General features: G+C 54.3%; 23 protein-coding genes. 12 read left to right on the plus strand and 11 right to left on the minus strand.

Annotated features, from left to right (window positions below; genetic code table 11):
• Positions 1 to 34: 34 nt before the first annotated feature.
• The 6 genes from CFX1CAM_RS01240 to CFX1CAM_RS01265 form a co-directional block, all read right to left on the minus strand.
• The gene (locus CFX1CAM_RS01240; RefSeq protein WP_087861264.1) at positions 35 to 1057 is read right to left on the minus strand and encodes a D-2-hydroxyacid dehydrogenase; all 1023 of its coding nucleotides are present in this window, start codon (positions 1055 to 1057) and stop codon (positions 35 to 37) included.
• A 51-nt stretch (positions 1058 to 1108) separates the two neighbouring features.
• Positions 1109 to 1873, minus strand: coding sequence for a CoA-transferase subunit beta (locus CFX1CAM_RS01245; protein ID WP_087861265.1), 765 nt, complete (start codon positions 1871 to 1873; stop codon positions 1109 to 1111).
• Between the two features lie 16 nt (positions 1874 to 1889).
• The gene (locus CFX1CAM_RS01250; protein ID WP_087861266.1) at positions 1890 to 2792 is read right to left on the minus strand and encodes a CoA transferase subunit A; all 903 of its coding nucleotides are present in this window, start codon (positions 2790 to 2792) and stop codon (positions 1890 to 1892) included.
• 328 nt (positions 2793 to 3120) lie between these two features.
• Complete coding sequence (locus CFX1CAM_RS01255) at positions 3121 to 4707, minus strand: aldehyde dehydrogenase family protein (protein WP_087861267.1); 1587 nt, start codon at positions 4705 to 4707, stop codon at positions 3121 to 3123.
• Positions 4708 to 4858: 151 nt separating this feature from the next.
• Complete coding sequence (locus CFX1CAM_RS01260; RefSeq protein ID WP_087861268.1) at positions 4859 to 7057, minus strand: heavy metal translocating P-type ATPase; 2199 nt, start codon at positions 7055 to 7057, stop codon at positions 4859 to 4861.
• A 14-nt stretch (positions 7058 to 7071) separates the two neighbouring features.
• Positions 7072 to 7401: an ArsR/SmtB family transcription factor gene (locus CFX1CAM_RS01265; RefSeq protein WP_197687145.1), complete on the minus strand. Its 330-nt coding sequence runs from the start codon at positions 7399 to 7401 to the stop codon at positions 7072 to 7074.
• Between the two features lie 459 nt (positions 7402 to 7860).
• On the opposite strand from CFX1CAM_RS01265, the gene CFX1CAM_RS01270 reads away from it, so the two are divergent.
• Positions 7861 to 9120: a magnesium transporter gene (locus CFX1CAM_RS01270; protein WP_162287640.1), complete on the plus strand. Its 1260-nt coding sequence runs from the start codon at positions 7861 to 7863 to the stop codon at positions 9118 to 9120.
• A gap of 22 nt (positions 9121 to 9142) precedes the next feature.
• Positions 9143 to 10399: an Nramp family divalent metal transporter gene (locus CFX1CAM_RS01275; protein ID WP_087861271.1), complete on the plus strand. Its 1257-nt coding sequence runs from the start codon at positions 9143 to 9145 to the stop codon at positions 10397 to 10399.
• Between the two features lie 13 nt (positions 10400 to 10412).
• Here the strand turns inward: CFX1CAM_RS01275 and CFX1CAM_RS01280 are convergent, their stop codons facing one another.
• The 3 genes from CFX1CAM_RS01280 to CFX1CAM_RS01290 all read right to left on the minus strand — a co-directional run bounded on the left by CFX1CAM_RS01280 (position 10413) and on the right by CFX1CAM_RS01290 (position 13514).
• Entirely contained in the window at positions 10413 to 10715 is a 303-nt protein-coding gene (locus CFX1CAM_RS01280; RefSeq protein ID WP_087861272.1) for a hypothetical protein, read from the minus strand.
• 160 nt (positions 10716 to 10875) lie between these two features.
• Entirely contained in the window at positions 10876 to 12921 is a 2046-nt protein-coding gene (locus tag CFX1CAM_RS01285) for a prolyl oligopeptidase family serine peptidase (RefSeq protein WP_087861273.1), read from the minus strand.
• A 20-nt stretch (positions 12922 to 12941) separates the two neighbouring features.
• Entirely contained in the window at positions 12942 to 13514 is a 573-nt protein-coding gene (locus tag CFX1CAM_RS01290) for a 3'-5' exonuclease (protein WP_087861274.1), read from the minus strand.
• Positions 13515 to 13868: 354 nt separating this feature from the next.
• Here CFX1CAM_RS01290 and selD point away from each other — a divergent pair, with 354 nt between their 5' ends.
• Genes selD through CFX1CAM_RS01305 form a run of 3 tightly spaced genes read left to right on the plus strand, consistent with a single transcriptional unit; the run spans position 13869 to position 17284 of the window.
• A complete protein-coding gene (selD, locus tag CFX1CAM_RS01295) occupies positions 13869 to 14858 on the plus strand; it encodes a selenide, water dikinase SelD (RefSeq protein WP_087861275.1) in 990 nt (329 codons plus the stop codon).
• A 53-nt stretch (positions 14859 to 14911) separates the two neighbouring features.
• The gene (locus tag CFX1CAM_RS01300) at positions 14912 to 15976 is read left to right on the plus strand and encodes a CAP domain-containing protein (protein WP_087861276.1); all 1065 of its coding nucleotides are present in this window, start codon (positions 14912 to 14914) and stop codon (positions 15974 to 15976) included.
• A gap of 60 nt (positions 15977 to 16036) precedes the next feature.
• Positions 16037 to 17284, plus strand: a complete 1248-nt coding sequence (locus CFX1CAM_RS01305; protein ID WP_157891633.1) for a hypothetical protein — start codon at positions 16037 to 16039, stop codon at positions 17282 to 17284.
• A gap of 212 nt (positions 17285 to 17496) precedes the next feature.
• On the opposite strand, the gene CFX1CAM_RS01310 is transcribed toward CFX1CAM_RS01305, so the two are convergent.
• Together CFX1CAM_RS01310 and CFX1CAM_RS01315 are read right to left on the minus strand one after the other, a co-directional pair.
• Positions 17497 to 17790 (minus strand): GIY-YIG nuclease family protein, encoded by a 294-nt coding sequence (locus CFX1CAM_RS01310; RefSeq protein ID WP_231940995.1) that lies wholly within the window; start codon positions 17788 to 17790, stop codon positions 17497 to 17499.
• A 5-nt stretch (positions 17791 to 17795) separates the two neighbouring features.
• Entirely contained in the window at positions 17796 to 18437 is a 642-nt protein-coding gene (locus tag CFX1CAM_RS01315; protein WP_087861278.1) for a site-2 protease family protein, read from the minus strand.
• A gap of 184 nt (positions 18438 to 18621) precedes the next feature.
• Here CFX1CAM_RS01315 and msrP point away from each other — a divergent pair, with 184 nt between their 5' ends.
• From msrP to CFX1CAM_RS01350, 7 genes are all read left to right on the plus strand, one after another.
• Positions 18622 to 19560: a protein-methionine-sulfoxide reductase catalytic subunit MsrP gene (msrP, locus tag CFX1CAM_RS01320; RefSeq protein ID WP_087861279.1), complete on the plus strand. Its 939-nt coding sequence runs from the start codon at positions 18622 to 18624 to the stop codon at positions 19558 to 19560.
• A 74-nt stretch (positions 19561 to 19634) separates the two neighbouring features.
• Positions 19635 to 20396, plus strand: coding sequence for a class I SAM-dependent DNA methyltransferase (locus tag CFX1CAM_RS01325; RefSeq protein WP_087861280.1), 762 nt, complete (start codon positions 19635 to 19637; stop codon positions 20394 to 20396).
• A 90-nt stretch (positions 20397 to 20486) separates the two neighbouring features.
• Positions 20487 to 20861 carry a hypothetical protein gene (locus tag CFX1CAM_RS11275; protein ID WP_157891634.1) on the plus strand — a complete coding sequence of 125 codons (375 nt, stop codon included), beginning with the start codon at positions 20487 to 20489 and terminating at the stop codon, positions 20859 to 20861.
• Between the two features lie 29 nt (positions 20862 to 20890).
• Positions 20891 to 21949: a M20/M25/M40 family metallo-hydrolase gene (locus CFX1CAM_RS01335; RefSeq protein WP_087861281.1), complete on the plus strand. Its 1059-nt coding sequence runs from the start codon at positions 20891 to 20893 to the stop codon at positions 21947 to 21949.
• 3 nt (positions 21950 to 21952) lie between these two features.
• The gene (locus CFX1CAM_RS01340) at positions 21953 to 23053 is read left to right on the plus strand and encodes a M42 family metallopeptidase (protein ID WP_087861282.1); all 1101 of its coding nucleotides are present in this window, start codon (positions 21953 to 21955) and stop codon (positions 23051 to 23053) included.
• 56 nt (positions 23054 to 23109) lie between these two features.
• Positions 23110 to 24108, plus strand: coding sequence for a M42 family metallopeptidase (locus tag CFX1CAM_RS01345; RefSeq protein WP_087861283.1), 999 nt, complete (start codon positions 23110 to 23112; stop codon positions 24106 to 24108).
• A gap of 26 nt (positions 24109 to 24134) precedes the next feature.
• Positions 24135 to 25445 carry an extracellular solute-binding protein gene (locus CFX1CAM_RS01350; protein WP_157891635.1) on the plus strand — a complete coding sequence of 437 codons (1311 nt, stop codon included), beginning with the start codon at positions 24135 to 24137 and terminating at the stop codon, positions 25443 to 25445.

Consider the following 25445-nt stretch of genomic DNA (forward strand, 5'->3'; position numbering starts at 1 on the left):
GGTTTAAAGATGGAACATTTGTGCACAAAATTAATCAATAGCCCTGAACCTGATCCACAAGATTGTAAAGGGGCAAATCTTCCAGGTAGCGCTTCAAGTTTTCAACAAACAAATCCAGGGTTTCCTGGGGTAAGTGATGGCTGAGGCCGGAGACATGCGGCGAAATGATCACATTTTCCAGGTCCCACAGGGGGCTTTCTGCGGGTAAAGGTTCCTGTTCAAACACATCCAGGGCAGCCCCGGCAATCTGCTTTGATTTAATGGCGTGGATCAGGGCAGGTTCATCGATCAATCCGCCCCGCCCCACGTTGATCAGGTATGCGGATGGTTTCATGACTTCAAAAGCGTGTGCATTCAGGATGTGCCGGGTTTTTTGCGTAAGGGGCAGCGCTACGACTACAAAATCGCACTCTGACAAAAAGCTGTGCATGGCTTCGATAGGATAGAGGCGGTCGAAGAATTCGCCTTCCGGATCTCCCATACCCGGCTTGATATACCCATGATCCTCGGGGTGCAAGACGTCTTTTTTCACTGCTAAAATTGTTCCACCAAAGGGCTTTAACAAGCGTGCTACCTGGCGCCCGATACTGCCGTAACCCAGGAGGCCAACTGTGGTATAGCGCAGTTCAATGGGCAATAAATGATCCCATTTTCCTTTTCTGGGTGGCCACTGATGCTGCCGCTGGAATTGCAACAATTGGGGGAGTTTTTGACCCAGAGCCAGGATTGCCATCAGGACGTATTCAGCGATCTGGCTGGTGATAGCCCCGCTCATCGTGGTGGTGCGTATCCCCCGGTTTTGGAAGATCGGGTGGTCAAGCTTCGAATCAACACCGGCGCTGTTGAATTGCACCCATTTCAGGTTAGGAGCCATGCCCAGGTTGGGCAGGACACCGCGGGTATACAGGATGTCGACATCTGCCCAGGTTGATGGCGGAATATCTTCTGGTTTCTCTGCCGCGGTAACGGTCAACTTGATCCGCGGTGATACGGCTGTGATGCGTTGTTCACCGCCTTCGGGTAACGTCAGGGCGGCAAGAACATGGATGGCTTCCATAATGTTTTCCTTCCGGTTTGCTTTTTTTAAATTCTACCCCGGCACAACCGGTCAGATATAGATGCGGTTCGGATCGAGCTTTTCCCTCAGGATGCTCAATTCTTCTTCAGTTGGCGGCGCTGTCACCTGGCAATCCGGGGCTTGTTTTAACGACCAGCCCGTATTCTCGTACACCTGGTCAAAACTCACACCCGGGTGCAAGGCAGCCAGGACCAGCTCGCCGTTATCATCGGGCGAGAGGATGCCCAGATCGGTGACCACAGCCTGGGGACCGCCGCCGCGCACGCCGGTTTTTGCTCGGGCGTCGCCGCCTGAAAGAAACCCGGCCGAAGTGTGAAAATCCACCCTGGCAGGAAAACGTCGCTTTTGATGTGGCGTGATGATATAACAGCGATTGGCCCAGGCAGCGATCTCCATTGAACCGCCCGACCCTGGAAGACGAACTTTAGGATGTTCGTATTCACCGATGACCGTTGCGTTGATATTCCCGAACTGGTCAATCTGGGCGCCGCCCAGGAAGCCGACATCCACATTGCCGCGCTGCAGGTAAAGCGAGAAGATGTCATACATGCTGCAGACCGCGGTTGCGCCGGTCACCAGCGTCGGGTCGCCAATCGAAAGGGGCAGGCGCGCCGGTTGGGCGCCGATCACCCCTGCTTCGTAGATCATCTGCAAGTTGGGTGCATGGGTGCGCATCGCCAGGTTGCAGGCCAGGTTGGGGATCCCAACGCCGACGAAAACCACGTCGTGATCTTTTAACAGCCTGGCGGCATTCACCACCATCAATTCCTGTGGGTTATATCCTGATTGATCCATGATTTCTTCCTCGTGGTTAATATGCGCCGTAGTTCACAGGTTGAGAGAAGCGATCGCCAGGGTTCAGCCTGTGGTGAACATCCAAGCCCAGTTTATCCCAGTACGCCGCCCGGTCGGGCAGGTCAAACACCCATTCATCCAGGTAATCCTGGGCACCCTGCTGGGTTTTGCTAACCTTATCCCAGTCCAGGTAAAATTCGTTATCCCGATCGTAATAACCCTGGGTGTAGGAGGGATGGGCACAGTAAGGGACGTGACAGATGGCGTCGACCACCATCCCGGGGATGATCGTGCGGTTGGGATCGGAGCGGATGACCGCTTGATCGACCACTTCTTCCACCGTCAGGATCACCCGCTGGCTGGCGAATGCAGCCAATTGCTGTTCACCCAAAATACCCCAGATCTGGGCATTGCCCTGCTGATCCGCGCGCTGGGCGTGGACGATGGCTACATCCGGCTTTAACGGGGGCACCACCATCACCGCTGCCCCGCTGTATGGGTCGACGATTTGCTGGTAATTGGGGTTATTCGCTGCTAGGTCGGCTGCGCCGGTGGGGTTCATAGGCATGAAAGGTAAGCCACTGGCGCCCGCCTGTAACCGACTGATCATGCCGAAATGTGAGTATTCCTCCCACTCCAGCTCGCCGGATTCGAGGGCAGCCCGAATGCGGTGCAGGGAGCCCACCCCCGGGTTGCCGATATAAGAGAAGATTAATTTCCGGGCACACCCGGCAGCCACCATTTGGTCGTAGATCAAATCGGGAGTAGCTCGCGCCAGGGTGAGGTCCTTCAAGCCCTGGCGGATGATCTCATGCCCGGCGGCAAAGGGGATCAGGTGGGTGAAACCACTGGCATACACCAGGTCCCCTGGATGTACATGGTCCCTGATGGCGTCATGCAACGACATTAACTTACTCATAAAATCTGTTCTCCCGAAGATGATCCGATTAATCTTCTTAACGCGACTTGTTTCTTATGAGCAAAGAAAACCTGGCTCCGAGCAGGGCGCGCGCGTAAGCGTTTCCACCGCAGAAACCCTGAAAATGTTCCCATTGCCCTGCCGATCAATAATTCTCGTGTGGGTTGATCGGATTACGCCACCGCAAAACTCATTATCGGGGCAAGAAATCCAGCAATCATCATCAGGAGCCAGGCCGCGTAAGTCGAAAACGGATCATCTTATGCTATTAAAAAGCCGGATGGCAGATGGACGCGCCATCCGGTTGATCGGTATTGTTCAGGTTAACTCAGAAGCGGCGTACCTGGTTGCGGATTTGTTCCTGCATATACAGCGGCAGGTAGTATAAGCCGCCTGAGTTTTTGCCGGTGGAGCCGGAACCCTTTCTGCCGCCAAAGGGCTGGTAGCCCGGCCATGCGCCGGTTGTAGCGCCCTGTGGACGGTTGGCATATACCACGCCGGCTTCAATGTGATCATAGAACCAGCCCACTTCGTCTTCAGTCCCATAAAATCCAGCGGTTAAACCGTACTTGGTGCTGTTAGCCAGATTCATCGCCTCTGAAAGGTCTCGTGCTGCGTGCACCATGACGATCGGCAAGAACATCTCATGCTTCCACAGCCGGTGCTCCAGGGGAACCTCGACAGCGATGGTCGGCTGGCAGAAATAACCTCTGGCGTATTCGCCTTCGGTGATCACCTCTCCGCCGGTTAGTATTTTTCCGGCTGCCTTAAGTTCAGCGGTGAAGGATTGATAGTCTTCGTAGGCTGCACGGTTGATGACAGGACCCATATAAGTATCGCGCTCCGCAGGATCGCCGACTTTTAATGTTCGAGCCAGCTCAACCATACGGGCAACAAGCGCGTCATGCACCTCCGCCTCGACAAACACCCGTGAACAGGCGGAACATTTCTGTCCCTGCAATCCAAAAGCCGAGCGGACAATACCAATGGCCGCGTCATCCAGGTTGGCATGCTTTGAGACGATCGCCGGATTCTTGCCACCCAGCTCCAGGATGACAGGACGCACATAATCGCCCTGCGCAAAGCTGTGGAAAATACCCATACCGACATCATAGGAACCGGTGAAGGTAATTCCGCCGATATCCTTGCTTTCCACGATGGTTTTGCCAACGGTTGAACCGGGTCCGGTCACAAAGTTGACTACACCGTCAGGGATGCCAGCCTGGCGTAAACAATCCACAAGGATGGATGGCGACCAGACCGTGTTCGAGGCCGGCTTGATCACCACGGTGTTGCCCGCCACCAGGGCAGCCCCGACGGGACCGCCGGTAAGGGCGGGTGGGTAGTTAAAGGGGCTGATCACAGCCCATACGCCATAGGGTTTGAGCACCGAGGTATTGGAGGAATCAAAACCGACCAGGGGGTCTTTTCCCATCCTTGCCCGGTAGCCGCGGTTGGCTTCCATTTGATCACAGGCATAGCGAATCAGTTCGGCTGTTTCAGCCACGTCGCCCAGGGATTCCATGCGGTTTTTGCCGACTTCCAGGGTGACCGCTACGCCGATCTCAAACAGGCGCTGGTCAATCAAATCTGCGGTCTTGCGGAGCAGGTACACCCGCTCATCCCAATACATTTGGCTCCAGCCAGGGAAGGCCTTTCGGGCAGCGGCGATGGCGTCCTCTGCGTCCTGTATGCTGCCTCTCTGGTAGGTGATGAGGTGCAAATCGGTGTTGATGGGAGAAACTTGTTTGTTTTTCTCAGTTGAGAAGCGTTCTTCACCGGCGATAAACATTGGAATTTCCTGCCCCAGCTTTTGTTTTTGCGCTTCCATCGCTTCTGCAAAGTGAGTATGCAATTCTTCCGGAGGATTGAACATGGTGGAGTACGTGAGTTTAAAGCTTGATTTATCGGTCATAAGGAAACACACCTCCTGATCATCGTGTGAAATATTGAAGTTTACCAACAGTAAGATTTTATCACAGATCAGGAGGTAGGTGATAGCTGAGAGCAGGTCGTGGGTCGTAGGGTCGTTGTTTCTCCGGGCACGATTTAGGAGGAATCACCATTCACGAATTCCTGGCTTCCACTTTCTCCCGCTCAAAGCGCAGGGCACGCAGACCGTTCAGGGTCACCAGCAGCGAGACGCCCATATCAGCTAAAACCGCCAGCCACAGGGGTGTAAAGCCGAAGAGCGCCAATACCGCCACCAGCAGTTTGCTGCCCAGGCTAAAGCTGATGTTTTGTCGGATCAACCGGTTGGCAAAAGCCGACAACCGGATGGAAAAGGGCAGTTTGTGGAGATCATCCGCCATCAACACCACATCAGCAGTTTCCATGGCTTGAGCGCTGCCGCTGCCCCCCATCGCGATCCCCAGATTTGCGGCTGCAAGTGCGGGTGCGTCGTTGATCCCATCGCCCACCATGGCAATCGGTCCGTAATCCTGACGCAGTATTTCAACGATCTGTTGTTTATCGCCGGGCAATAAGCTGGCGCGAACCTCGTCGATGCCGATATCGCCGCCCACCTTGTTGGCGACGACGCGATTGTCACCGGTCAGCAAGATGGTTTTCTTCCCCATGTCTTTGAGCTCTGAAATCACAGCGGCTGATTCCTTGCGCAGGGTATCAGCAACAGCGATGAAGCCGCGCACCTGCTGCCCGTCGCATAAAAGCATGGCGGTTTTCCCCTCGGCTTCCGCCTGCTCAACCCAGGCGTCCACCTGGGGCGGGACATTGTGCTCTTCTGCAAATAAGCGTCGGCTGCCAATCGTCATCAGATGACCATTAATCACACCTTCCAGACCCATTCCACCGCGCGCCACCAGGTTCTCTGCTGCTGGGTAACATTCCGTCAGCCCGCGGTGTTCAGCTTCCCTGGTGATCGCCTGGGCTAATGGGTGGGTGCTGTGGCGCTCCAGGGCATACGCCAGGGCGATCATATTATTGCAGGGTTCGCAATCCGCCTCACCCTGGCAATCCAGGTCTCTGCTGTCCACCACCTGCGGTTCGCCGCGGGTAAGGGTGCCGGTCTTATCAAAGGCGAAGGTGCGCAGTTTGGATAAAGCCTCCAGGAAGACACTGCCTTTGAACAAAACCCCTGCTCGGGCTGCGCGGGTCAGGCCGGCAACCATGGTGACCGGGGTGGAGATCACCAGCGCACAGGGACAACTGATGATCAGTAAAGCCAGGGCGCGGTACAGCCAGCCGCGGCTGCCGTCAGCCGGGTTCAAAAAAGGAGCACCCAGAAACAGGGGCGGGATCATTGCCACCAGCAGAGCCAGTAGAACCATCGCGGGGGTGTAATAATGGGCAAAGCGGTCGATGAATTTCTGACTTTGAGACTGGTGCGACTGCGCCTGTGTGACCAGTTCGATGATGCGGTGCAATGAACTGTCGCCAACCAGTCGGGTGACCTGGATAACCAATTTTCCCGACCCGTTGACCGTGCCGCCGAAGACCTCATCGCCCGGTGCTTTCCAGACCGGGATGCTCTCGCCGGTAATAGCCGCCTGATCAACATCGCTGTTGCCTTCCAACACGGCGCCGTCAATCGGGATGCGCTCTCCCGGGCTGACCAGGATCGTGTCGCCCGGAGACAATCTCTCCACTGGAACGAGCAGCTCCTTGCCATCTGCCAGTTTGAGTGCGTGGGTGGGGGTTAATTCCTTCAGTTGGGCAATGGCGCCGCGGGCGCGTTCGTTGGTAAAACCCTCCAGCGCTTCAGCGATACTGAACAACAGGATCATACTGGCTGCCTCGGCGTATTCGCCGATGGCCACCGCGCCGATGCCGGCGACGGTCATCAAGAAATTGATATTAAAACTACGGTTGACCCATAAATTCACCAGTCCGCTGCGGGCGATCGGCCATCCAGCCAGAATCAAAGCTCCAATCTGCAGCGCGATCGCCGTCCAACGGGGCGCTCCCAGCCAGTTGAGCGCGAGGGATAACAGAATGATTGCGCCAGCGATTAAGGCGAGTTTCGCTTCGATTTGCTGGAGCATGTAACGCCAGAAGCCCCCCAGGGCATTCGCTTCCGCCGCAGGTGGAAGGCTGGCAGACTTGCCGTCATCCACGCCGTAGCCCAATTGGGTGACCAGCTTTCGCAACTGACCTTCATCCACAGCGCCGCGTACCGTCAACGAGCCATCAAAAAAATGCAATTCGACTGCTTCCACTCCGGGCGCAGCAGCCACTGAGGCTTCCAACCCCCGGGCGCAATCTATACAATCTAAACCGGTAATTTTTAATTTTGTTTCTGTCATATTGCTCTTTTGCCTCAATCATGCAGGACATGTTCAAAGGTGCGCAGAAGGATGCCACGGACATGGTCGTCAGACAGGTCGTAGTACACTTCACGCCCCTCTTTGCGATAACGTACAATGTTAAGACTGCGCAATAACCGCAGCTGGTGAGACACCGCGCTTTGTGAAACATCCAAATGCTCGGCGATATCCCCTACACAACGCTCTTCAGCAAATAACAAAGCCAGGATTTTCAGCCGGGTGGGATCTGCCAGGGCTTTAAAGCTTTCTGCCATGGCGTGGAGCGCAGTTTCTGAGAGCGCTTCGTAATTAATTTCAACCGGTGTATTTGTCGTAGCTTGCATCATCATCTCCATAAATATATGAGCACATATTCATGTATTATTTTAATGCATTTTGGGATTTTGTCAAGTTGTTTGACAGAGAGTGCGATGCGAAGGTCCGCCTCTACAAATGACGTTGAATTAAGAACCAACCGATTTTCAACACGCGCTTGACAAATTCAGGTGTATAATTATGGCAGATTTCATGCTGTGTCCAACGGTTAGCCTTAAAACACAGCGTGATGATAGCAAGAAGATCAGTTAGTGCGTTAGCTATTTACAATGACAGAAAATAACGAAACAAGCACGTTAGACAGTGATAGTTCCAGCGGCGATAGACGCCGGGGAGCCAATACGGGTTGCCAGATGCAAACAATTTAGGCTGAGCTCACCTCTTGAATGCAGCAGGAGCCTGATTTGCATCAGGCTCTTGTTATAGCCCGATCACTGGATAGAAAATTCAAAAAAAAGAGGTGCGCGATGATTTACGTCAGCAAATTGATTAACCAGTATATTTGGGATGGCTATGGGGGTGCTATTGGCCGATTGGAAGACATTCTTGTTAATGGAACTGATAAAAACCTCCCGCCGATTGTGGCGCTGGTTGTGAAGAAAAACCATCTTGGAATTGAGATGATTCCCGCCAACCAAATTGCCAGTTTGTGGCCCAGCATGACGCTTAAAGTCGGCGCAGAACACATCAAACCCTATCAGCCGAGTGGGCATGAATTACCGTTATTGGACCGGGTGCTGGATCAACAAATCGTTGATACCGAGGGAAAACGGCTGGTGCGGGTCAACGACCTGCAGCTTGCCAGGGCTGGTGATCTGTTTGTCCTCACCGGCGTGGATGTGAGCAGTATCGGTCTTTTGCGCCGCCTGGGGTTGGAAAAACTTGGGCGACATATTGGGAATGCCCTCAAGCGCCCGGTGAGAACAACTGTTATCCCTTGGGAGTTTGTCGCTTCGATTGACCACGATGATCCTTTGCGCTTGAGCGTCTCGCAAAACAAGCTGGTGAAGCTGCCAGCCGCCGATATCGCCGCCATCGTAGATGAGCTTGACCATCACACCATCACTGCCCTGCTGGAAGGCTTTGATAACCCATCCCTGGCGGATACCCTTGAAGAATCCTCGCCTGAACTGCAGATGACCATCCTGGCTAACATGCCTCCGGAGCGGGCGGCTGACATCCTTGAGGAAATGGACCCGGATGAAGCCGCTGACCTGCTGGCGGATCTGCCCGAACAGACCAGTGAAGCTCTGCTGGAGCTGATGGAACAGGACGATGCCCAGGAGGTGCGCACATTGCTGACCTACCCGGAGGATACTGCCGGCGGAATCATGACCACTGAATTTGCCTATGTGCCCGTAGACCTGACCGTAGGCGCTGCTCTCAATTACCTGCGTTCTTCTGAAGATGCCCGTGATGATGAAGGTATGCATTATGTGCACATTCTTGATCACAATAAACGTTTACAGGGCGTGGTTACCCTGCGCGACCTGGTGATGGCTGAGCCTGACAGCGAGCTGCAGCAATGGGTGATCGCTGAGAGAATCACCGTCGAACCCCTGACACCGCAGAAAGATGTGGCTTACCTGATCGCCAAGTACGATCTGGCTTCCATCCCGGTGATCGATCCAAACACCAACGTCATGCTGGGCATTGTCACCGTTGATGATGCCATCGATATCGTCCTGCCGACGGCATGGAAGAAACGTCTACCCCGTTTGTTCTAAGATAGAAAATTGGAGCGCCCCTATGCTGAAGAAATTTAAAGCGCCCTTATGGCTAAGAAAGCTCGGCATCTTTTTGGCTGTCCTCGGACCGGGCTTGATCACCTCCAGTGCTGATAACGATGCGCCGGGCATTGCCACCTATTCCATGGCTGGTTCGATCTATGGCTATAAATTCCTGTTTGTGATTCTGGTTGTGACTATCGGCGAGGTCGTCATCCAGGAAATTGCTGCCCGGATGGGTGTGGTCACCGGCAAAGGCACGGCAGATCTGATCCGGGAACGATTTGGAGTCAAGATCACAACCTTTTCCATGTTTTCACTGCTGCTGGCTAATCTGGGTACCACTGTTGCGCAAATCGCTGGGGTGGCTGCCTCTGCGGAGCTGTTTGGCATCAGCCGCTATATTGCCGCGCCCCTTGCTGCCATATTGGTGAGCCTGGCTGTGCTGCGCGGTTCTTATAAACACATCGAGAAAATTCTTATAGCCCTGTCGCTGACCGCTCTCAGTTACATCATCACCGTGTTCCTGGTTAAACCGCCCTGGGGAGAGGTGCTGCGCGCCACGTTCATACCCCAATTTACGCTGGAATCGACCTTCATCCTGGCGGTACTGGCTACCATCGGGACGACCATCACCCCCTGGGGCATCTTTTTTATGCAATCCTCTGTAGCAGATAAGGGGCTGGCGATCAAAGATTATCCTTATACGAAAATTGATGCCACCTTCGGCGCGGCCTGGGGTAACGTGGTCTCGGCTTTCATCGTGATTTCAACGGCTGTCACCCTGTATGTAGCCGGCATTCATGTGGATACCGCAGAACAGGCTGCTCTGGCGTTGGCGCCCCTGGCGGGAAATGCAGCCCGGATTTTGTTTTCAGCCGGTTTGTTGGGCGCGTCCCTGCTGGCGCTTTCGGTGCTGCCCCTTTCAACCACTTATGCCTTTTGTGAAGCCTTCGGGTTTGAGCGCGGCCTTAACCGTCCCATCAAAGAGGCGCCTACATTTTATGGCATTTACTTGGGCATCACCGGTCTCAGCGTATTGATTGTCCTCATCCCGGGCATCCCCCTGTTCCCGATTATGTGGCTTTCGCAAACGCTGAACGCATTTATTCTGCCGGTGCTGCTGTACCTGGTGATTAAACTCTCCAGCAACGAGCGGATCATGGGGCAGTGGAAGAACACCCGCCTGCAGAATATCCTGGCTACCGGGTTAATGGTATTTATCAGCCTGGTGACGGTGGCGTTGGTTGTCGCTTCTTTTTGGAATCCGGCATCCTGAGCGGGGCGTCGTCTCAGATCAGGGTGTCTTCTCCGTTCGTGGGGGCTTGAACCTGATCATAATGTAACCGCAAATCCAGGCGGTACTCAACCCATGCCAGAATGATCCCCAGAGCGATTAGCGCGGCGGGGAGTAATAATAGCATCACAACGATCATCCGCCTGGTGAAGATCAGCAGCACCAGTACGGCAATCAGGGTGAGCAGCCCGCTCGCAAGAACAACACGGTATACGACACCAAGTAATCGGGCTTTTTTCACCTGGCGCTCTCTTTGCAGGATGGTCTCTCCTTGTGTACGTTGATTGTCTTCTGTCATATCAACTCAACTTTCCGAATTCCATCGGGCCAATTCGACGGCACTCTTTTTTAAACTCGTGCCGAATGATCCAAAAAAAATCATCATTCAACCGTCGATCCCTTCCTCTCAAACTCCCAACGCATCGATCAACGACCAGCGGCAAACGAACATCGATTGGCTAACCCGGTATGTGCATCAGTGCAAAGGTCCACATATCTGAAAATTCTTCGATCAACTTGGCAGTGGGCTTGCCGGCGCCGTGACCGGCGCGAGTTTCAATGCGGATCAGTATCGGAGCCTCGCCAGCCTGAGCGTTTTGCAGGGCGGCGGCAAATTTAAAGCTATGCCCGGGAAACACCCGATCGTCGTGATCGCCGGTCAGCACCATGGTAGGTGGGTAGATCGCGCCGTTTTTGATATTGTGATAGGGCGAATAAGCCAGCAGGGTGGAAAATTCATCCGGATCATCCGGAGATCCGTAGTCCGAGGTCCAGGCCCAGCCAATGGTGAACTTATGGAAGCGCAGCATATCCAGAACCCCCACATTGGGCAGGCACACGCCAAACAGGTCTGGGCGTTGGGTCAGACACGCGCCGACCAGCAGCCCGCCGTTGCTGCGCCCGCCAATCACCAGGTACGGTGACATGGTGTAGCCCTCATGGATCAGATATTCTCCTGCGGCAATGAAATCATCAAAGACGTTCTGTTTGTTGGCTTTCATGCCGCCTTCATGCCATTCGCGGCCATATTCACCGCCGCCACGCAGATGCGCCTGGGCATAGATGCCGCCCATTTCCATCCACACCAGGTTGGGCACACTGAAACTGACCGGCAATGGGATGTTGAAGCCGCCATATCCGTACAAATAGGTGGGCACTTCACCATCGATTTGCAGGTCTGCCCGGTGGGTGATGAACAGGGGCACCTGTGTGCCGTCTTTGCTGGTAAAGAAAACCTGTTTACTCACGTAATCTTTTGGATCAAAGGCCAGGTCGGGAGACCGGAAGACGGTCTCCTTACGGTTGAGAACATCCAGGTGGAAGACGGTACCGGGTGTGGTAAAACTGGAAAACTTGTAAAAGGTCTCCGGGTCATCACCCCGACCGCTGAACCCCATCACAGTGCCAATACCCGGCAACGTCAGTTCACCATCCGGCGTGCCATCCTGTGTGTAATAACGCACCTGGTGCGCTGCATGATGAAGATAGGTGCACACAAAAAACCCGCCGACAAAATCCGCATATTCAAGTTTATCTTTATCCTCCGGGATGACCTCATTCCATTTGCTCGGGTGCGGGTGGTCAATGTCGATGGCAATCACGCGGTTGAGGGGAGCATCCCGGTCGGTTTTGAAAAAGAAACGAGTTTCGTCGTTCCACACCAGCTCGTAGGCGGCATCGAAATCCGTCAACAAACCCGTGACCTCACCCTGGGGGTCTTCCAGGTCAAGGTAAAATACCCCGTTCTCTTTTGCTGTGCCCTGTGAGACGTAAATCACCAGGTAACGCCCGTCCTCGGTGACCTGGCCATAAAAGCCCCATTTTGGATGATCCGGGCGGGCGTAAATCAGCCGGTCTTCGGATTGAGGTGTGCCCAGGCGGTGGTAGTAAAGTTTGTGATCGTAATTGGCCGATTTGAGCGCATCGCCTTGCGGGGCATCGTAACGGCTGTAGAAGAACCCGGTGCTGCTCTTATCCCAACTGGCGCCGGAGAATTTAACCCATTCGATTCTGTCTTCCAGGTCCTGCCCGTCATCCACGCGGCGGACATGCCAGGTTTGCCAGTCCGAACCGGCATCCGAAAGGCCGTAAGCCAGCAGGCGCCCATCGCGGCTGATGGCTGCTCCGCTCAGGGCGACCGTTCCATCCTCAGAGAGGGTGTTCGGGTCAATTAATTCCTGTGGTTCGGCGTCCAGGTCTTCCATCCAGTAAAAAATGTCCTGGTTGAGCAAACCGGTGTTATAGGTAAAAAAATAGCGACCGCCGCGCTTGAATGGCGGAGAATACCTCTCGTAATCCCATAATTCATGCATGCGCGCCTGGATTTTTTCCTTCAGCGGTGATCTTTCCAGGTAGGCGTTGGTTAAGCTGTTTTGATTCTGGATCCAGGCTCGAATTTCATCGGATTCGAGGTCCTCCATCCAGCGATAGGGGTCCGGGACGCGGTGTCCATGAATTTCTTCGACCAGGTCTTGCGTGCGTGTTTGAGGGTAGGGGATCGGCATGATGGCTCCTTGTGTGGGGTTCAGGCTGGGTAATTGTCAATGTGGTTGAACAGAGCGGCGGTTAATTTGGCATCGTCGATGGCGCGATGCGAGTTGGGCAATGGGATGCCGCAGGCTGCACCGGCAGCCTCGAGCTTGTGAAAGCGATAACTGTTGCCGCGCGGGCTAATCTGACCGTAAAAGGCTGCATACAGTTTCATCACGCAGAAAAACTGCCTGTCATCCAGAGGCCACACCAACCCGTGACGGCTGTGGACCTGTTTTAACAACCGTAGATCAAAATCGGCGTTGTAAGCCCCGATATAGCGCCCCGCCAGTAAGGGTTGCAACTCGTCCCAGGCTTCTTCCCATTCGGGCGACTCAGCAACCATTTCCTCCCTGATCCCGTGGATGGCGATGGCATCTTCAGGGATCGGTATGGAGGGTTTGATCAGGGTTTCATACAGGGTTGCACCGTGTAAATCCACCACGCCCACCTCGATAACGACATCCTGGGGAGAAAAACCGGTCGTTTCGGTATCGATGAAGATGGGTTCATAAGCCAGGATTTGCCGGGCGCGTTGGATGACTTTTGGATTGGCAAGAGGGTACATAAGCGTGCCTTTAACGGTGTAATTGGTGTTGAAAGTTTACCACCTTACAGGCAAGCCTTCAAAGGTCAGGCATGGGTTTAAAGATTTAACGATCCGAGACACGCAAGGCACAAAGATGAAAAGAGTTTCTTTGTTTTCTGAGCGCTCTTTGTGCTGCTTAACAAAAACCAGAATTCGGGGGGGAGATGCACTCTGCATACCAATTTTTTCACTGCGATCCAGAGGCAGTTCTTGGGTATAATTCCGATGTTGTTGAAGCCACTTTGACGATTGGTAAATATGTCTGAAAAAACCCCGACCGGCCGCCAGATTCGCCTGACCTCGCTTTCTTCCTGCGCAGGTTGAGCGTCTAAACTGAGCGCGGAAGCGCTGGCGCAGGTTCTGCAGCCGTTCTCAAACATCTTCAACCCCGGGCATTATCCCAATTTGCTGATCGGGCTCGAATCGCCCGATGATGCCGCTGTGTGGCGCCTGGACGATGGGCGGGTGCTGGTGATCTCAACGGATTTCTTCACACCCGTAGTGGACGATCCCTATGATTACGGCGCCATCGCGGCTGCCAACAGCCTCTCTGATGTGTATGCCATGGGCGCCATGCCTTTTTTGGCGCTGACCGTCGCTGCGCTGCCGCCCGATTTGGATGTGAGCATCTCTCGCGAGATCATACGCGGCCTGGCAGAGAAATCTGCTGAAGCAGGTGTGGTCATCGCCGGCGGACACACGATCAACGATAAAGAACCCAAGATCGGACTGGTCGCGTTAGGTTTCGCCAGTGAGGATGCCATCCTGCGAAAAGACGCCCTGCAAGTCGGCGACCAGTTGGTGCTGACCAAGCCCATCGGCTTTGGCGTGACCACCACTGCTCTCAAACAGGAACAGGCTGCACCAGAGGATATCGCCGAGGTGGTGGGCTGGATGACGCGCCTCAACCGGGACGCGGCCCTTTTGGCACTCCAATTCAAACTGCGTGCGGCTACAGACATCACCGGTTTCAGCTTCTTGGGTCACGCCTGGGAGATGGCGGAAGCAGCCCAGGTTGGATTGAAGATCCGTTACAGTGCCGTGCCCTTTGTCTCCTGTGCCAGAGAGCATGCCCTGGCCTGGCGTTTCCCTGGTGGCGCTTTTGACAACCAGCACTATTACCAGCAGCATGTGTCTTTTGACCCCCAAATCACCGACGCGGAACGGGTCTTGCTGTTTGACCCTCAAACCAGCGGCGGTTTGTTGATGGGCGTCCCCCGGGCGGACGTGGACGCCTTTATGGCGGCAGCCAAAACCAGCAAACAGCCTGCCTGGCTGATCGGTGAGGTCGTCCCGGGTGATCAAATTGTAGTTGTTCCCTGAATGGCTGATGCGCGCTTGTGCTTGTCAACAATTTGAGTAGAATCTTCCGACATATGGCGACGAAAGCAATATTTAAGGTGAAATGCCTTCCTGCTAAGGCTTATCGACGACAACTTCACAACACCTTTTGGGTGGTTGTTCTGCTGATCAGCCTGGTTTTACTTGTTTTCGGCACGCCTGAGCCTGGGCGCGCACAGGCCGGCGCTCCATACGAGGTGCTAGCAGAGATCAACGGCCTGCGCGTTGCCAACGGCCTGGAACCCCTGGTTGAAAACCAGTATTTGAACCTGGCTGCTCAGAACCATGCAGATTGGATCGCTTCTACCTTGCAGGGAGGGCATACTGGCGCAGGCGGCAGCACACCCGCAGATCGGGCGCTGGCGGTCGGCTACGGCGGTGGGGCGACGGTCAGCGTCACCGAGAACTGGGCGCGCGGCCCGGGACTGACTGCCCACGCTTGTGTTTATACGATGTGGGCTCCCTCATCAGCGCACATCAACAACATGCTCACCACCTGGCACAATGAGTTTGGTGCCGGTGTCGCCCTGGACAGCCAGGGGATGACGGTATATGTGGTCAAATTTGGACATGTGATCGGCAGTGCTCCACCACCGAGAACATCGGTGCCCAGCGGACCGACCGGCACCCCCGCGCCTCTGATCCAACCGATTGCCACTGCTCAGGCAAACCCTGACGGCTCGGTGATTCACATCGTGCAGTTCGGGCAGACCCTGTGGGGCATTGCTGAGGCTTACCAGATTAACATGGTCGCGCTATTGGAACAAAACTATCTCACCGAGGATGCAGCCATATTTCCTGGTCAGAAGCTGTTGATTGTGCCTGCTGGTAGCGGAACAGGCACGGAAAGCGTCAAAAACCTGGGGGAAGAGACCACCCCTACGCCCACAAAAGAACCGACTTCCACGCCAACCCTGACGCGCACACCCTTTCCGACCCGCACGGTAATCACCGCCACGCCGATCCCGGAGCCCAACCCGAGCGGTCAATTCTTTATAAATCTCTTCAACGGGGACACGCTGGGAATTGGCATTAGTTTGGTGGTGGTGAGTCTGCTCGGGCTTGCATTGCTATGGTTTACGTCGTCGCGGCTGAAGTAAGATGGGCAAAGCCGATAGGTGGCGGGGGATGGGAAAAAATTAGAGAGAGGAAGTAAGACCATGCAAGAATCCTTTATAGTTACTTTAATGGCCCATATTATGGAAGCGACGATGATCCCAAAAGCACAGGTTGAACGTGCTGTGGGGCCTATCCTGAGCCTGTTTTTACCACAGGTTTTGACAGCAACATTCCAGGAGGACCCTGAACTTTCGGGTGAAATCGTGATGATTTGTCCAGAATTTCCCCTAAAAAAGACACACAATCGCCAATCGACCAATATTGACTGGCTAATGTTCAATAAAAGCCGAAAAATGCTGCTATTTTTTGAATTGAAGACTTCAGATACGTCAGTTAATGACCAGCAGAATGCCATTTATAACGAGCGGGTCCGACAGATACATGCCTCTGGTGGAGAGTTCCTTGTACAGGATGTTGAAGAATTGCGTGACGCCTCCAATGAATCTGGTAAATATCAATACCTGCTTGAAAAGCGGCTTGCACCCTACCATGATCAAATGACCAACTGCCGTGAAGCCCGGTTGATATATCTGGTGCCTAAAAGCGCCCGGCAAAAAATTGAAGGTCATGCAGACCGCGTCTTGTGTTTCAGTGATCTTGCAAAAATCATCCCGGACCCTTTTGCACAAGAATGGGAGGTTGTCCATAAAGAATTATCTCGTTTGGACACAATCTCGCGACGATCGCGCAATTTACTTTACCAGCCAGTGGAACCTCCCCAATCCAGCGAAGACCTTTCTGATGGCACCAATTTTAAAGGCAAGCTCCCTTTCCAAGAAATAATCAATCTCAGTAAAACACTTGGTGATTCAATTGTGATAGGCTTTTCTGGAGGACGTGAAGCGCTTGAAAACAGCCCACTGGCTTACCTGGAACAGCGATTATTTAAATGGGATGATGTCAAACACGGGTTGGGAAAAAAAGATAGGCGGAATTGGATACCGGGGAAGACTTTTACCTGGATCATTGAACGAAAGATTGCCCGCCAGGGGCAATCAACGCCAACAGCAGAGGTTGAGAAAATGCCCCGTTCGGTCAATTGGTCCGGGACATGTAAATTCTATGAAATGGTCCGGCTTTGTAAAGAACATGGCAACGATATTCTGATCGGTTTTACCGGTGGCGATACCGCATTTACCAACACAACCTTGGAGGCGTTACGTGAACGGAGCCATTACAAATGGGATTGGGCAAACCGTCCGGTAAAACGAACCAAGGCAGACTGGTTGCCAGGAGAAACAGTGTTGAATTTATTGAATCAATTTCACCAATTTGACAGGCCATTGTAACACACCACTATTCTGAATTTAGATATGGCCATGTTATCCAGAGCACAGGCAGGGCCTGATTCCAAATAGGGTGAATTTTTTCACCCTGGCAACCTGCAAAACCGAATGAATGATCAGAGCATTAACTTTGGTTAATAATTTTGTAGATCGATCATCTTAAGCTAATGGGCATAAATGAACGCGTTCGGTGGGCGGTGAAGTTCCGCATACCATTATGACCTGAAGGCTTCCGGCAGCGGATTTTCGGCAGCCAGCGCTGCTTTGCGGGCATGTGAAAATTTTTTGATCTGTGCTTCACGTTTGAGCGCAGCAATATGATTCTCCACCTCTTCAACATACACCAGCTCAACCGGGCCATGCATGCGAGTGTAGCGCGCACCCCGTCCGGCATTGTGTTCGACAATCCGGCGCAGGGGATCCGTGGTCCAGCCCGTGTAATAAGCATGATTGGCGCAGCGCACCATATAGCAGTAAAAACGATTTTGAGGGGGTCGTTCTTCAGGCACGCGGCTCACCAGTTGATCAAAAAGCGTGTCAAACCCATCAAAGGTTTGCGAATGACCAGGTAGATCAGGTCGAGGCCGAATATGGGTAGCACGAAGATGATCGCCAGCAGGATCAACGGGCTGTAAGGACGGATGCGATCGTAAAACGTCGCCCAGTGTTTGGGCAGGAAGTAGGTAATCACCTTTTCGCCGTCGAGGGGTGCCAGGGGGATCAGGTTGAACAGGAACAGCGCCAGGTTGATGTACAGGAATTCCAGCAAGAACGCGCCCGCGCCGGGTAGGATCGGTCCGCTGCTCATCGTCAACGGCGCCCAACGCAATGGGATGGCTGCGATCAACGCCAGCAAAAGGTTAGAGACCGGTCCGGCAATCGAGACCAGCATCACCCCCGCACTGGTTTTGCGCCGCAGCTCATAGGGATTGATCGGCACGGGCTTAGCCCAGCCAAAGCCGGCAAACAACAGGGTAATCGTGCCCATCATGTCCAGGTGCGCCAGGGGATTGAGGGTCAGCCTGCCATGAAGGCGGGGGGTGCTATCGCCCAGGGCGTCTGCTGTGGCGGCGTGAGCAAATTCGTGGACCGTGAACGCGATCAGCAGGGTGATGATGCGGGAGATCAGGACCGGAACGGAAAGATTGAATAGCATGGCATAATCTCTTTTATTTTAGCAACCCGGTCATTATACCCTCTGGCATGAGAGGGATGCTGGCTTGGGCGCGCAAGGGGATAAAAAGTATAATTAACAACCTGCTGAAACGCTCTCCGGTAGCAGCAACGCCGGTCGGCGCCCTGGGCTGTGTCCCTGATCATTGAACCCTGGAGGACTCTCGATGAAAAACAAAAACATCCGTTCCGTTCCCGTTGATCCCGATGAGGTTACCCCGCAGGCGCTCTACCTGTCACGCAGAAAATTTATAAAGGGCATGGGCTTAGCTGCCCTGGGTGCCCTTCTGGCTAGTTGTGAGCCACGCATCAGGAGCCTGATCGACAGCCCTGGCAGCCCAACGAACCCGCCTGACACACTCACCAGTTATGACGATATCACGAATTATGTCAATTTTTACGAGTATACGGTCAACAAAAACAGGGTAGCGGAGCTTGCCCAGGGTTTCGTCACCGACCCCTGGTCGCTTGAGGTCGGCGGCATGGTGGAGAACCCGCACAGTTTCAGCATGGAAGAGATGCGGGCTAACTTCATCCAGGAGGAGCGTATCTACCGCATGCGTTGCGTGGAGGGCTGGTCGATGGTCATTCCCTGGCTGGGATTCCCGCTGCATAAACTGCTGGCGGAGGTCAAACCCTTGCCAGGTGCACGCTATGTATCATTTACAACGGTTATGGACCCGGAACACATGCCGGGCCTTAATTCTGAGTTCTTTTTCTTTCCGTATTTGGAAGGACTGCGCCTGGATGAAGCTCAGCACGATCTGACCCTGCTGGCAACCGGGCTGTATGGTGAACCCCTGCCGCCCCAAAACGGCGCACCGATTCGCCTGGTGGTGCCCTGGAAATATGGTTTTAAGAGCATCAAATCCTTGGTGAGCATCACCCTGGTTGCCGATCAGCCGCCCACATTTTGGAATACCTTTGCTCCGCATGAATATGGGTTTTATGCCAACGTCAACCCGGCGGTAGACCATCCTCGCTGGTCGCAGGCAACGGAAGTGCGCATTGGGGAAAACAGCCGGCGGGATACCTTGTTGATGAACGGCTATGCCGGGGAGGTCATGCCGCTGTACAAGGGAATGGACCTGAAAGTGAATTTCTGATCTTCGCCGTCAGGAATACCTGCGCCAACCATTTTTTCACCTTTTGTCATTCCCGGCTATAATTGCTTGTGAAAATGTCAATTTATCAGCGTTTTGCACTCTTTTACCAGCGCGGCCCTTACCTGCGCTTTTCCCAGGAACTGGCGGAGTCCGTGGTGCCGGAATACCTGGATCTGATCAATTTCCACCCGGTTGATCTGCTCGATATCGCCTGTGGTGAGGGCAGCTTTGCCGTCGTGATGGCGGCAGCGGGGTATCGGGTTAGCGGGGTTGATCAATCGGCAGAGATGATCGCCCTGGCGCGAGAACGCGCCCGCTTAGCGAGCATCCAGGTGGATTTTTCAGTCGAGGACATGCGCAATCTGCAGTTCGTTGAAGAATTTGACCTGGTGACCTGTTTTTTTGACAGTTTGAACTATCTGCTGACGGTGAGAGATCTGCAGGCTGCCTTTCATGGCGTATTTGCAGCCCTCAGACCGGGCGGTTACTTCATCTTTGATATGAACACGGTTCACGGGTTGGTTGTGAATTGGATGCGCGAAAAAACCTATGTACAGAATGAAACGGATGATTTTATTGAATACCATCGGCATGAATTTGATTATGAGAATCTGATTGCCACCGTGGAAATCACCATTTTTAGCAGGTCATCCGGTGAGCTGTGGGAACGCATCCAGGAGACCCATCGCGAGCGCGGCTACCCGATAGCCGACCTGCAATTTCTTTTGACTGAAACCGGGTTTAAAATTGAAGCGATTTATGGTTCTTTGAGTAGGCGCACTGAGCTGCAGGTCGATTCTTCCCGGGTATTTTTTGTTGTTCAAAAACCAACCTGATCCCCCAGGGTCCCGGCGCTTGGCAGGACCGTCTGTTCTGCCTTGCCCCGCCTGCCTCCTGGTGTTATGATTTGATGGGTTGGAGGTGTCTTGGAAAACCTGAGCAAAAAAAAGCGGGTTCGGTACATTTTGATCCTGGTGATACTGGCGGCTCTTTCGTGTTATTGCCTGGGCGGGTTGGTTTTGTGGATCAATCAATCCGGGCCGATAATACTCACCCCGACAATCACGTCGACCCCCACCCGAACGGCGACGATTACCCTGACGCCCTATATCACCCTGACACCGTCGATCACGCCAGTCCCCACAGACACAGCGATGCCGACCAACACTGCAACCCCAACGGAGACATTCACGCCGACTCCCACCCATACACCGACTGAGACACCGACTGAGACGCCCACCGAGACGCCCACTGAGGCACCGTCCTTCATACCGACTGAAAAAGAGGATTTGGTGCCTTAGGAATCGGTCCGACATAGAAACGGAGTTTGATGATTGATTTATTAACACACCTTAAAGAAATGTTGTCTGCAGCCGGGCTTTCAGGTTTTGAAAGCCCAATCCGCAAAATTGTGCAGGAAGCCTGGGCTCCGCTCACCGACGAATTGACGGTGAGCAAAATTGGCAGCCTGCACGGTTTGAAAACTGGCAAGGGAGAGCAGCCCAGAAAACGGGTGATGATCTCGGCGCACATGGATGCTATTGGCATGATGGTGACGGGTATCCATGATGGCTTGATGCGCTTTACTGAAATCGGGGGGATTGATCATCGCATTTTGCCGGGTCAATTGGTGACCGTTCACGGGCGGGAGGATCTGCCCGGCGTGGTAGTCCAGCCGCCCGCATACTTGCTTCCCGAAGGAGACAGCGACGGCCCGGTGGAGATGAAATACCTGCTCGTCGATGTGGGGTTACGTCCGGATGAGGTTGCACAAAAAGTCCGGGTTGGCGACATCATCTCCTTTGCCCAGGAACCCCTGGAATTAACCGGCGATGCGCTCGCCGGGCACACCCTGGATAACCGGGTTTCCGTCGCTGCAACCACTTTGTGTCTGGAGGAACTGAAAAGCCGAGAGCATCACTGGGATGTATGGGCGGTAGCCTCCGCCCAGGAAGAGGAAACCCTGGGCGGCGCGTTGACCTCGCCCTTTGATATCCGTCCCGATATCGCCATTGTGATTGACGTCTGCTTTGCCAGGGGCCCGGGTTCCTCCGATTGGCGCAGCCTTCCCTATGGCAAGGGCGTCGGCCTGGGTTATGGACCGAACATCCACCCGGCTTTATTCCAGCTTTTCGAGGATAAAGCCAAGGAATTGGAGATCCCCTATCATCGAGATTTAATGCCCAGAATGTCTGGCACAGATGCGATGGCCATCCAGGTGGTGGAAGAAGGGATCCCCTGCATGGTGCTGGGCATCCCGCTACGGTATATGCACACGCCAGTTGAAACGGTTTCACTTAAGGATATCCGCCGGGCTGGGCGGTTGATGGCAGCCGTCATCGCTGACCTGGCGCCGGATGCCCTTGAGCACATCAAATGGGAAGAGTGATTTATGACCAAGACGAATAATCAACCAACGGGACAGGCGCCAGAAATCGGCGCCAGCCAGATCGAGTTATTGAAAAAATTATGTAATGCCACGGCTGTTTCGGGCGATGAGCATGCCGTTCGCCAGATTGTACTGGAGGAGATCAAGGGGATCGCTGACGAAGTCACCGTGGACGCACTGGGAAACGTCCTGGCGACCAAATTGGGCCGCGGTGAGAATCGGGTGCGGGTGATGCTGGCCGCTCATATGGATGAGATTGGCTTCATGATCGTTAACAAGCAGGACGATGGGCTGTTTGAATTTGAACGCATTGGCGGCATTGATGAACGCCAGCTACCCGGTAAGTCCGTCCTGGTTGGGCGGGAAGGTCTTCCAGGCGTAATCGGCGCCAAACCGATCCACATGACCACCCCCTCTGAACGTAAAAACACAATTGAAACCTCCGCCCTGCGCATCGACCTCGGTCCTGAGATTGGCGACAGGGTTAAACCCGGCGACCGGGCGACCTTTGCCACCCGTTTTGAGGTGGTCGGGCCGAGCATCCGGGCAAAAGCCCTGGACGATCGGCTGGGTGTGGCAACCTTGATTGAACTGCTCAAACACGCGCCGGAGCAGATTGACCTGCTGGCAGCCTTCACCGTCCAGGAGGAAGTTGGTCTGCGCGGCGCCCGGGTGGCGGCTTATGCCTTCAACCCGGATATGGCAATAGCTGTGGATGCCACCCCGGCGTATGACCTGCCACACTGGGATGACGATGACGAAAACGACCGCTATAATACCCGCCTGGATGCGGGTCCGGCTGTCTATGTGCTGGATGCCGCCACAATCCCCGACCGGCGTCTGGTGAACTGGCTGGTTGAAACTGCAGAGCAGGCTGAAATTCCGTGCCAGTTACGGCAACCCGGCGGAGGCGGAACGGATGCGGGTGCCATCCACAAAGTACGCAGCGGCATTCCCAGCGTTTCTGTTTCGGTGCCCATCCGTTATGCCCATACAGCGGTCAGTTTGGCGCGTCTGGACGATTGGGTCCATACCCTGAGGCTCTTGCACACTGCACTGGGCAGGGTTACCCCTGATCTGCTGGCTGTCGAGCGGCGGGGCTGACCCTTTATGCGCATCTAAACGCGATTTTAAACTCTATTTTTATCAGGAGCAAATCTATGAAATCCTTAATTAAACAACTTGTTGAAACACCCGGACCTTCCGGTTTTGAATATGCCATCCGTGATGTGATCCGCGAAGCCGTCGCGGATTATGCCGACGAAATCCGTGTGGATGCCCTGGGCAGCTTAATTGCCAAAAAGGGCACCAAAACGGATGAGGGCATGCGGGTGATGATCTCTGCGCATATCGATGAGATCGGATTGATGGCGACACATATTGATGAGAAGGGCTTTGTGCGCTTCACCAATATCGGCGGCGTATCACCGTTAACATGTGTTGGCGGAAGGGTGCTGTTCATGGATGGCACCCGGGGTGTGATCGGTGTTGACGGGATCGGATATGGCAAAATGCCCAAGCTGAGCGACCTTTTTATCGATGTGGGAGCTACCAGCAAAGAGGATTGCCCAGTGAAGGTGGGCGATGTGTGCGGGTTTGAGCGTCCCTTCATGGACCTGGGCAAGCGCATGGTGGCTAAGTCGATGGACGATCGCATCGCTGCCGCCGTGGCGATTGAGGCGATGAAACGGCTGACCAGCACACCCCACGAGGTGCACTTTGTGTTCAGCACCCAGGAGGAAGTGGGTTTGCGCGGCGCCACTACCGCTGCCTATGGCGTCGACCCGCAAGTGGGCTTTGCCATTGACGTGACCCGCAGCGGCGACACCCCCCGCACCAACCCGAAGATGGCAACAGCCCTGGGCGATGGGGTCGCGATTAAAGTGCGCGATGCCAGCTTTATTGCCGACCCGCGCTTGGTGGATTGGATGGTTAAATCTGCGCAGGAGGCAGGTATTCCTTATCAATTGGAAGTGCTTGAGGCTGGCGGAACCGATGGGCGCGCCATTCAATTGACCCGCAGCGGCGTTCCCACCGGCTGTATCTCGATTGCCTGCCGTTATATCCATTCACCATCAGAGATGGTAGACTCTGATGATGTAGAAAATGCGGTTCGGTTATTGGTTAAACTGCTTAGCGATCCAATCATTTTAGAATAAAAATCGGAATGGATGGTGGACTGGCTTTGAAAAGGATTAAGTTTTTTCTCGGGATTGGGTTGTTGTTGAGTCTGCTGCTTTCGGCTTGCGACAGCCTGCCATTTGACCTCCCCTGGTTAAACGCTGACGAACAGGTTTCCAGCACGCCGACAGAAACGGTTGAGGAAATCACGCCCACACCTGATGTGAGCCATGAGGTCGAAGAACCCCCGGCACCGATCACCAGTCTGACGGTGTGGGTCCCGCCGGATATGGATCCCGAACTGGGTACCGGGGCCAGCCAACGCTTTTCCAACCGTTTGGAAGCCTTCTCTGATGCACACGGAGGAATTGAGATCAACGTGCGGGTCAAGGCGGCGAGTGGCGCGGGTGGACTGCTGGATGCACTCACTGCCAGCAGCATCGCCGCGCCCGGGTCTTTGCCGGATTTGGTCGCCCTCACGCGGACTGATCTGGAAACCGCGGCGCTGAAGGGCCTGGTCTTTCCAATGGATGGAATGACCGAAATACCGGACGACACGGATTGGTACGGTTTTACCCGCGACATGGCTTTGATCCAGGGCAGCACCTTTGGCCTTCCCTTTGCAGCCGATGCGATGACCCTGGTTTACCGCCCCGAAACAATCACAGAGTTTCCACAAACTTGGTCTGCCCTGTTTGAAGAAGACCTTGTGCTGGCTTTCCCAGCAGAGCACGACCAGGCGCTTTTCCCGATGACTATGTACCTGGCTGAGGGAGGTGCGCTGCAGGATTCTCAGCGCAGACCCCAGCTCGAGCTCTCCCCCCTGACGGAAGTTCTGCGGCTATTTGAACAGGGTGTTCAAGCCGAGACCTTTCCGGAGTGGTTGAACCAGTACCAGACAGCTGGTCAGGTTTGGACTGCTTTCAAGGAGGGCCAGGTGGATTTGGCTGTCATCTGGGCTTCTTATTATCTGCAGGAGTTGCCCCCCGATGCGATGATTGCCCCGCTTTTACCGGGCTCGCAGCAGCTTATTTCACTGGGAACAGGGCTCAGCTGGGCGCTGGCTACACCGGAAGAACACCGGCAGCAACTGGCGGTAGAGCTGGCAGAGTTCCTGGTGCAGGCGGATTATCTGGCGGATTGGACCAGGGAGGCTGGATATCTCCCCCCGCGACCGTCTTCGCTGGAAGGGTGGTCAAACCAGAAAATTCGCACAACGCTCAGTCAGATTGAGGTGACAACACTTCTGCGCCCGCCAAACGAGGTTATTCTTACCCTGGGACCTTTCCTCCGGGATGGAAGCCGGCAGGTTTTGCAAGGTCTGGTTGACCCGGCTCAGGCTGCTCAGCAGGTCATTGAAAATTTGGGTGAATAA

Source organism: Brevefilum fermentans (genome assembly GCF_900184705.1).
Lineage (GTDB): Bacteria > Chloroflexota > Anaerolineae > Anaerolineales > Anaerolineaceae > Brevifilum > Brevifilum fermentans.

Bases quoted from the DNA above. Each gene is read 5' to 3' on its own strand.
- CFX1CAM_RS01285 (WP_087861273.1), bottom strand. From the start codon at position 12,921: ATGCCGATCCCCTACCCTCAAACACGCACGCAAGACCTGGTCGAAGAA.
- CFX1CAM_RS01340 (WP_087861282.1), top strand. From the start codon at position 21,953: ATGACCAAGACGAATAATCAACCAACGGGACAGGCGCCAGAAATCGGC.
- CFX1CAM_RS01255 (WP_087861267.1), bottom strand. From the start codon at position 4,707: ATGACCGATAAATCAAGCTTTAAACTCACGTACTCCACCATGTTCAAT.
- CFX1CAM_RS01325 (WP_087861280.1), top strand. From the start codon at position 19,635: ATGTCAATTTATCAGCGTTTTGCACTCTTTTACCAGCGCGGCCCTTAC.
- CFX1CAM_RS01245 (WP_087861265.1), bottom strand. From the start codon at position 1,873: ATGGATCAATCAGGATATAACCCACAGGAATTGATGGTGGTGAATGCC.
- CFX1CAM_RS01345 (WP_087861283.1), top strand. From the start codon at position 23,110: ATGAAATCCTTAATTAAACAACTTGTTGAAACACCCGGACCTTCCGGT.
- CFX1CAM_RS01265 (WP_197687145.1), bottom strand. From the start codon at position 7,401: ATGCAAGCTACGACAAATACACCGGTTGAAATTAATTACGAAGCGCTC.
- CFX1CAM_RS01250 (WP_087861266.1), bottom strand. From the start codon at position 2,792: ATGAGTAAGTTAATGTCGTTGCATGACGCCATCAGGGACCATGTACAT.
- CFX1CAM_RS01260 (WP_087861268.1), bottom strand. From the start codon at position 7,057: ATGACAGAAACAAAATTAAAAATTACCGGTTTAGATTGTATAGATTGC.
- CFX1CAM_RS01290 (WP_087861274.1), bottom strand. From the start codon at position 13,514: ATGTACCCTCTTGCCAATCCAAAAGTCATCCAACGCGCCCGGCAAATC.
- msrP (WP_087861279.1), top strand. From the start codon at position 18,622: ATGAAAAACAAAAACATCCGTTCCGTTCCCGTTGATCCCGATGAGGTT.
- CFX1CAM_RS01335 (WP_087861281.1), top strand. From the start codon at position 20,891: ATGATTGATTTATTAACACACCTTAAAGAAATGTTGTCTGCAGCCGGG.
- CFX1CAM_RS01270 (WP_162287640.1), top strand. From the start codon at position 7,861: ATGATTTACGTCAGCAAATTGATTAACCAGTATATTTGGGATGGCTAT.
- CFX1CAM_RS01305 (WP_157891633.1), top strand. From the start codon at position 16,037: ATGCAAGAATCCTTTATAGTTACTTTAATGGCCCATATTATGGAAGCG.
- CFX1CAM_RS01275 (WP_087861271.1), top strand. From the start codon at position 9,143: ATGCTGAAGAAATTTAAAGCGCCCTTATGGCTAAGAAAGCTCGGCATC.
- CFX1CAM_RS01280 (WP_087861272.1), bottom strand. From the start codon at position 10,715: ATGACAGAAGACAATCAACGTACACAAGGAGAGACCATCCTGCAAAGA.
- CFX1CAM_RS01315 (WP_087861278.1), bottom strand. From the start codon at position 18,437: ATGCTATTCAATCTTTCCGTTCCGGTCCTGATCTCCCGCATCATCACC.
- CFX1CAM_RS01300 (WP_087861276.1), top strand. From the start codon at position 14,912: ATGGCGACGAAAGCAATATTTAAGGTGAAATGCCTTCCTGCTAAGGCT.
- CFX1CAM_RS01240 (WP_087861264.1), bottom strand. From the start codon at position 1,057: ATGGAAGCCATCCATGTTCTTGCCGCCCTGACGTTACCCGAAGGCGGT.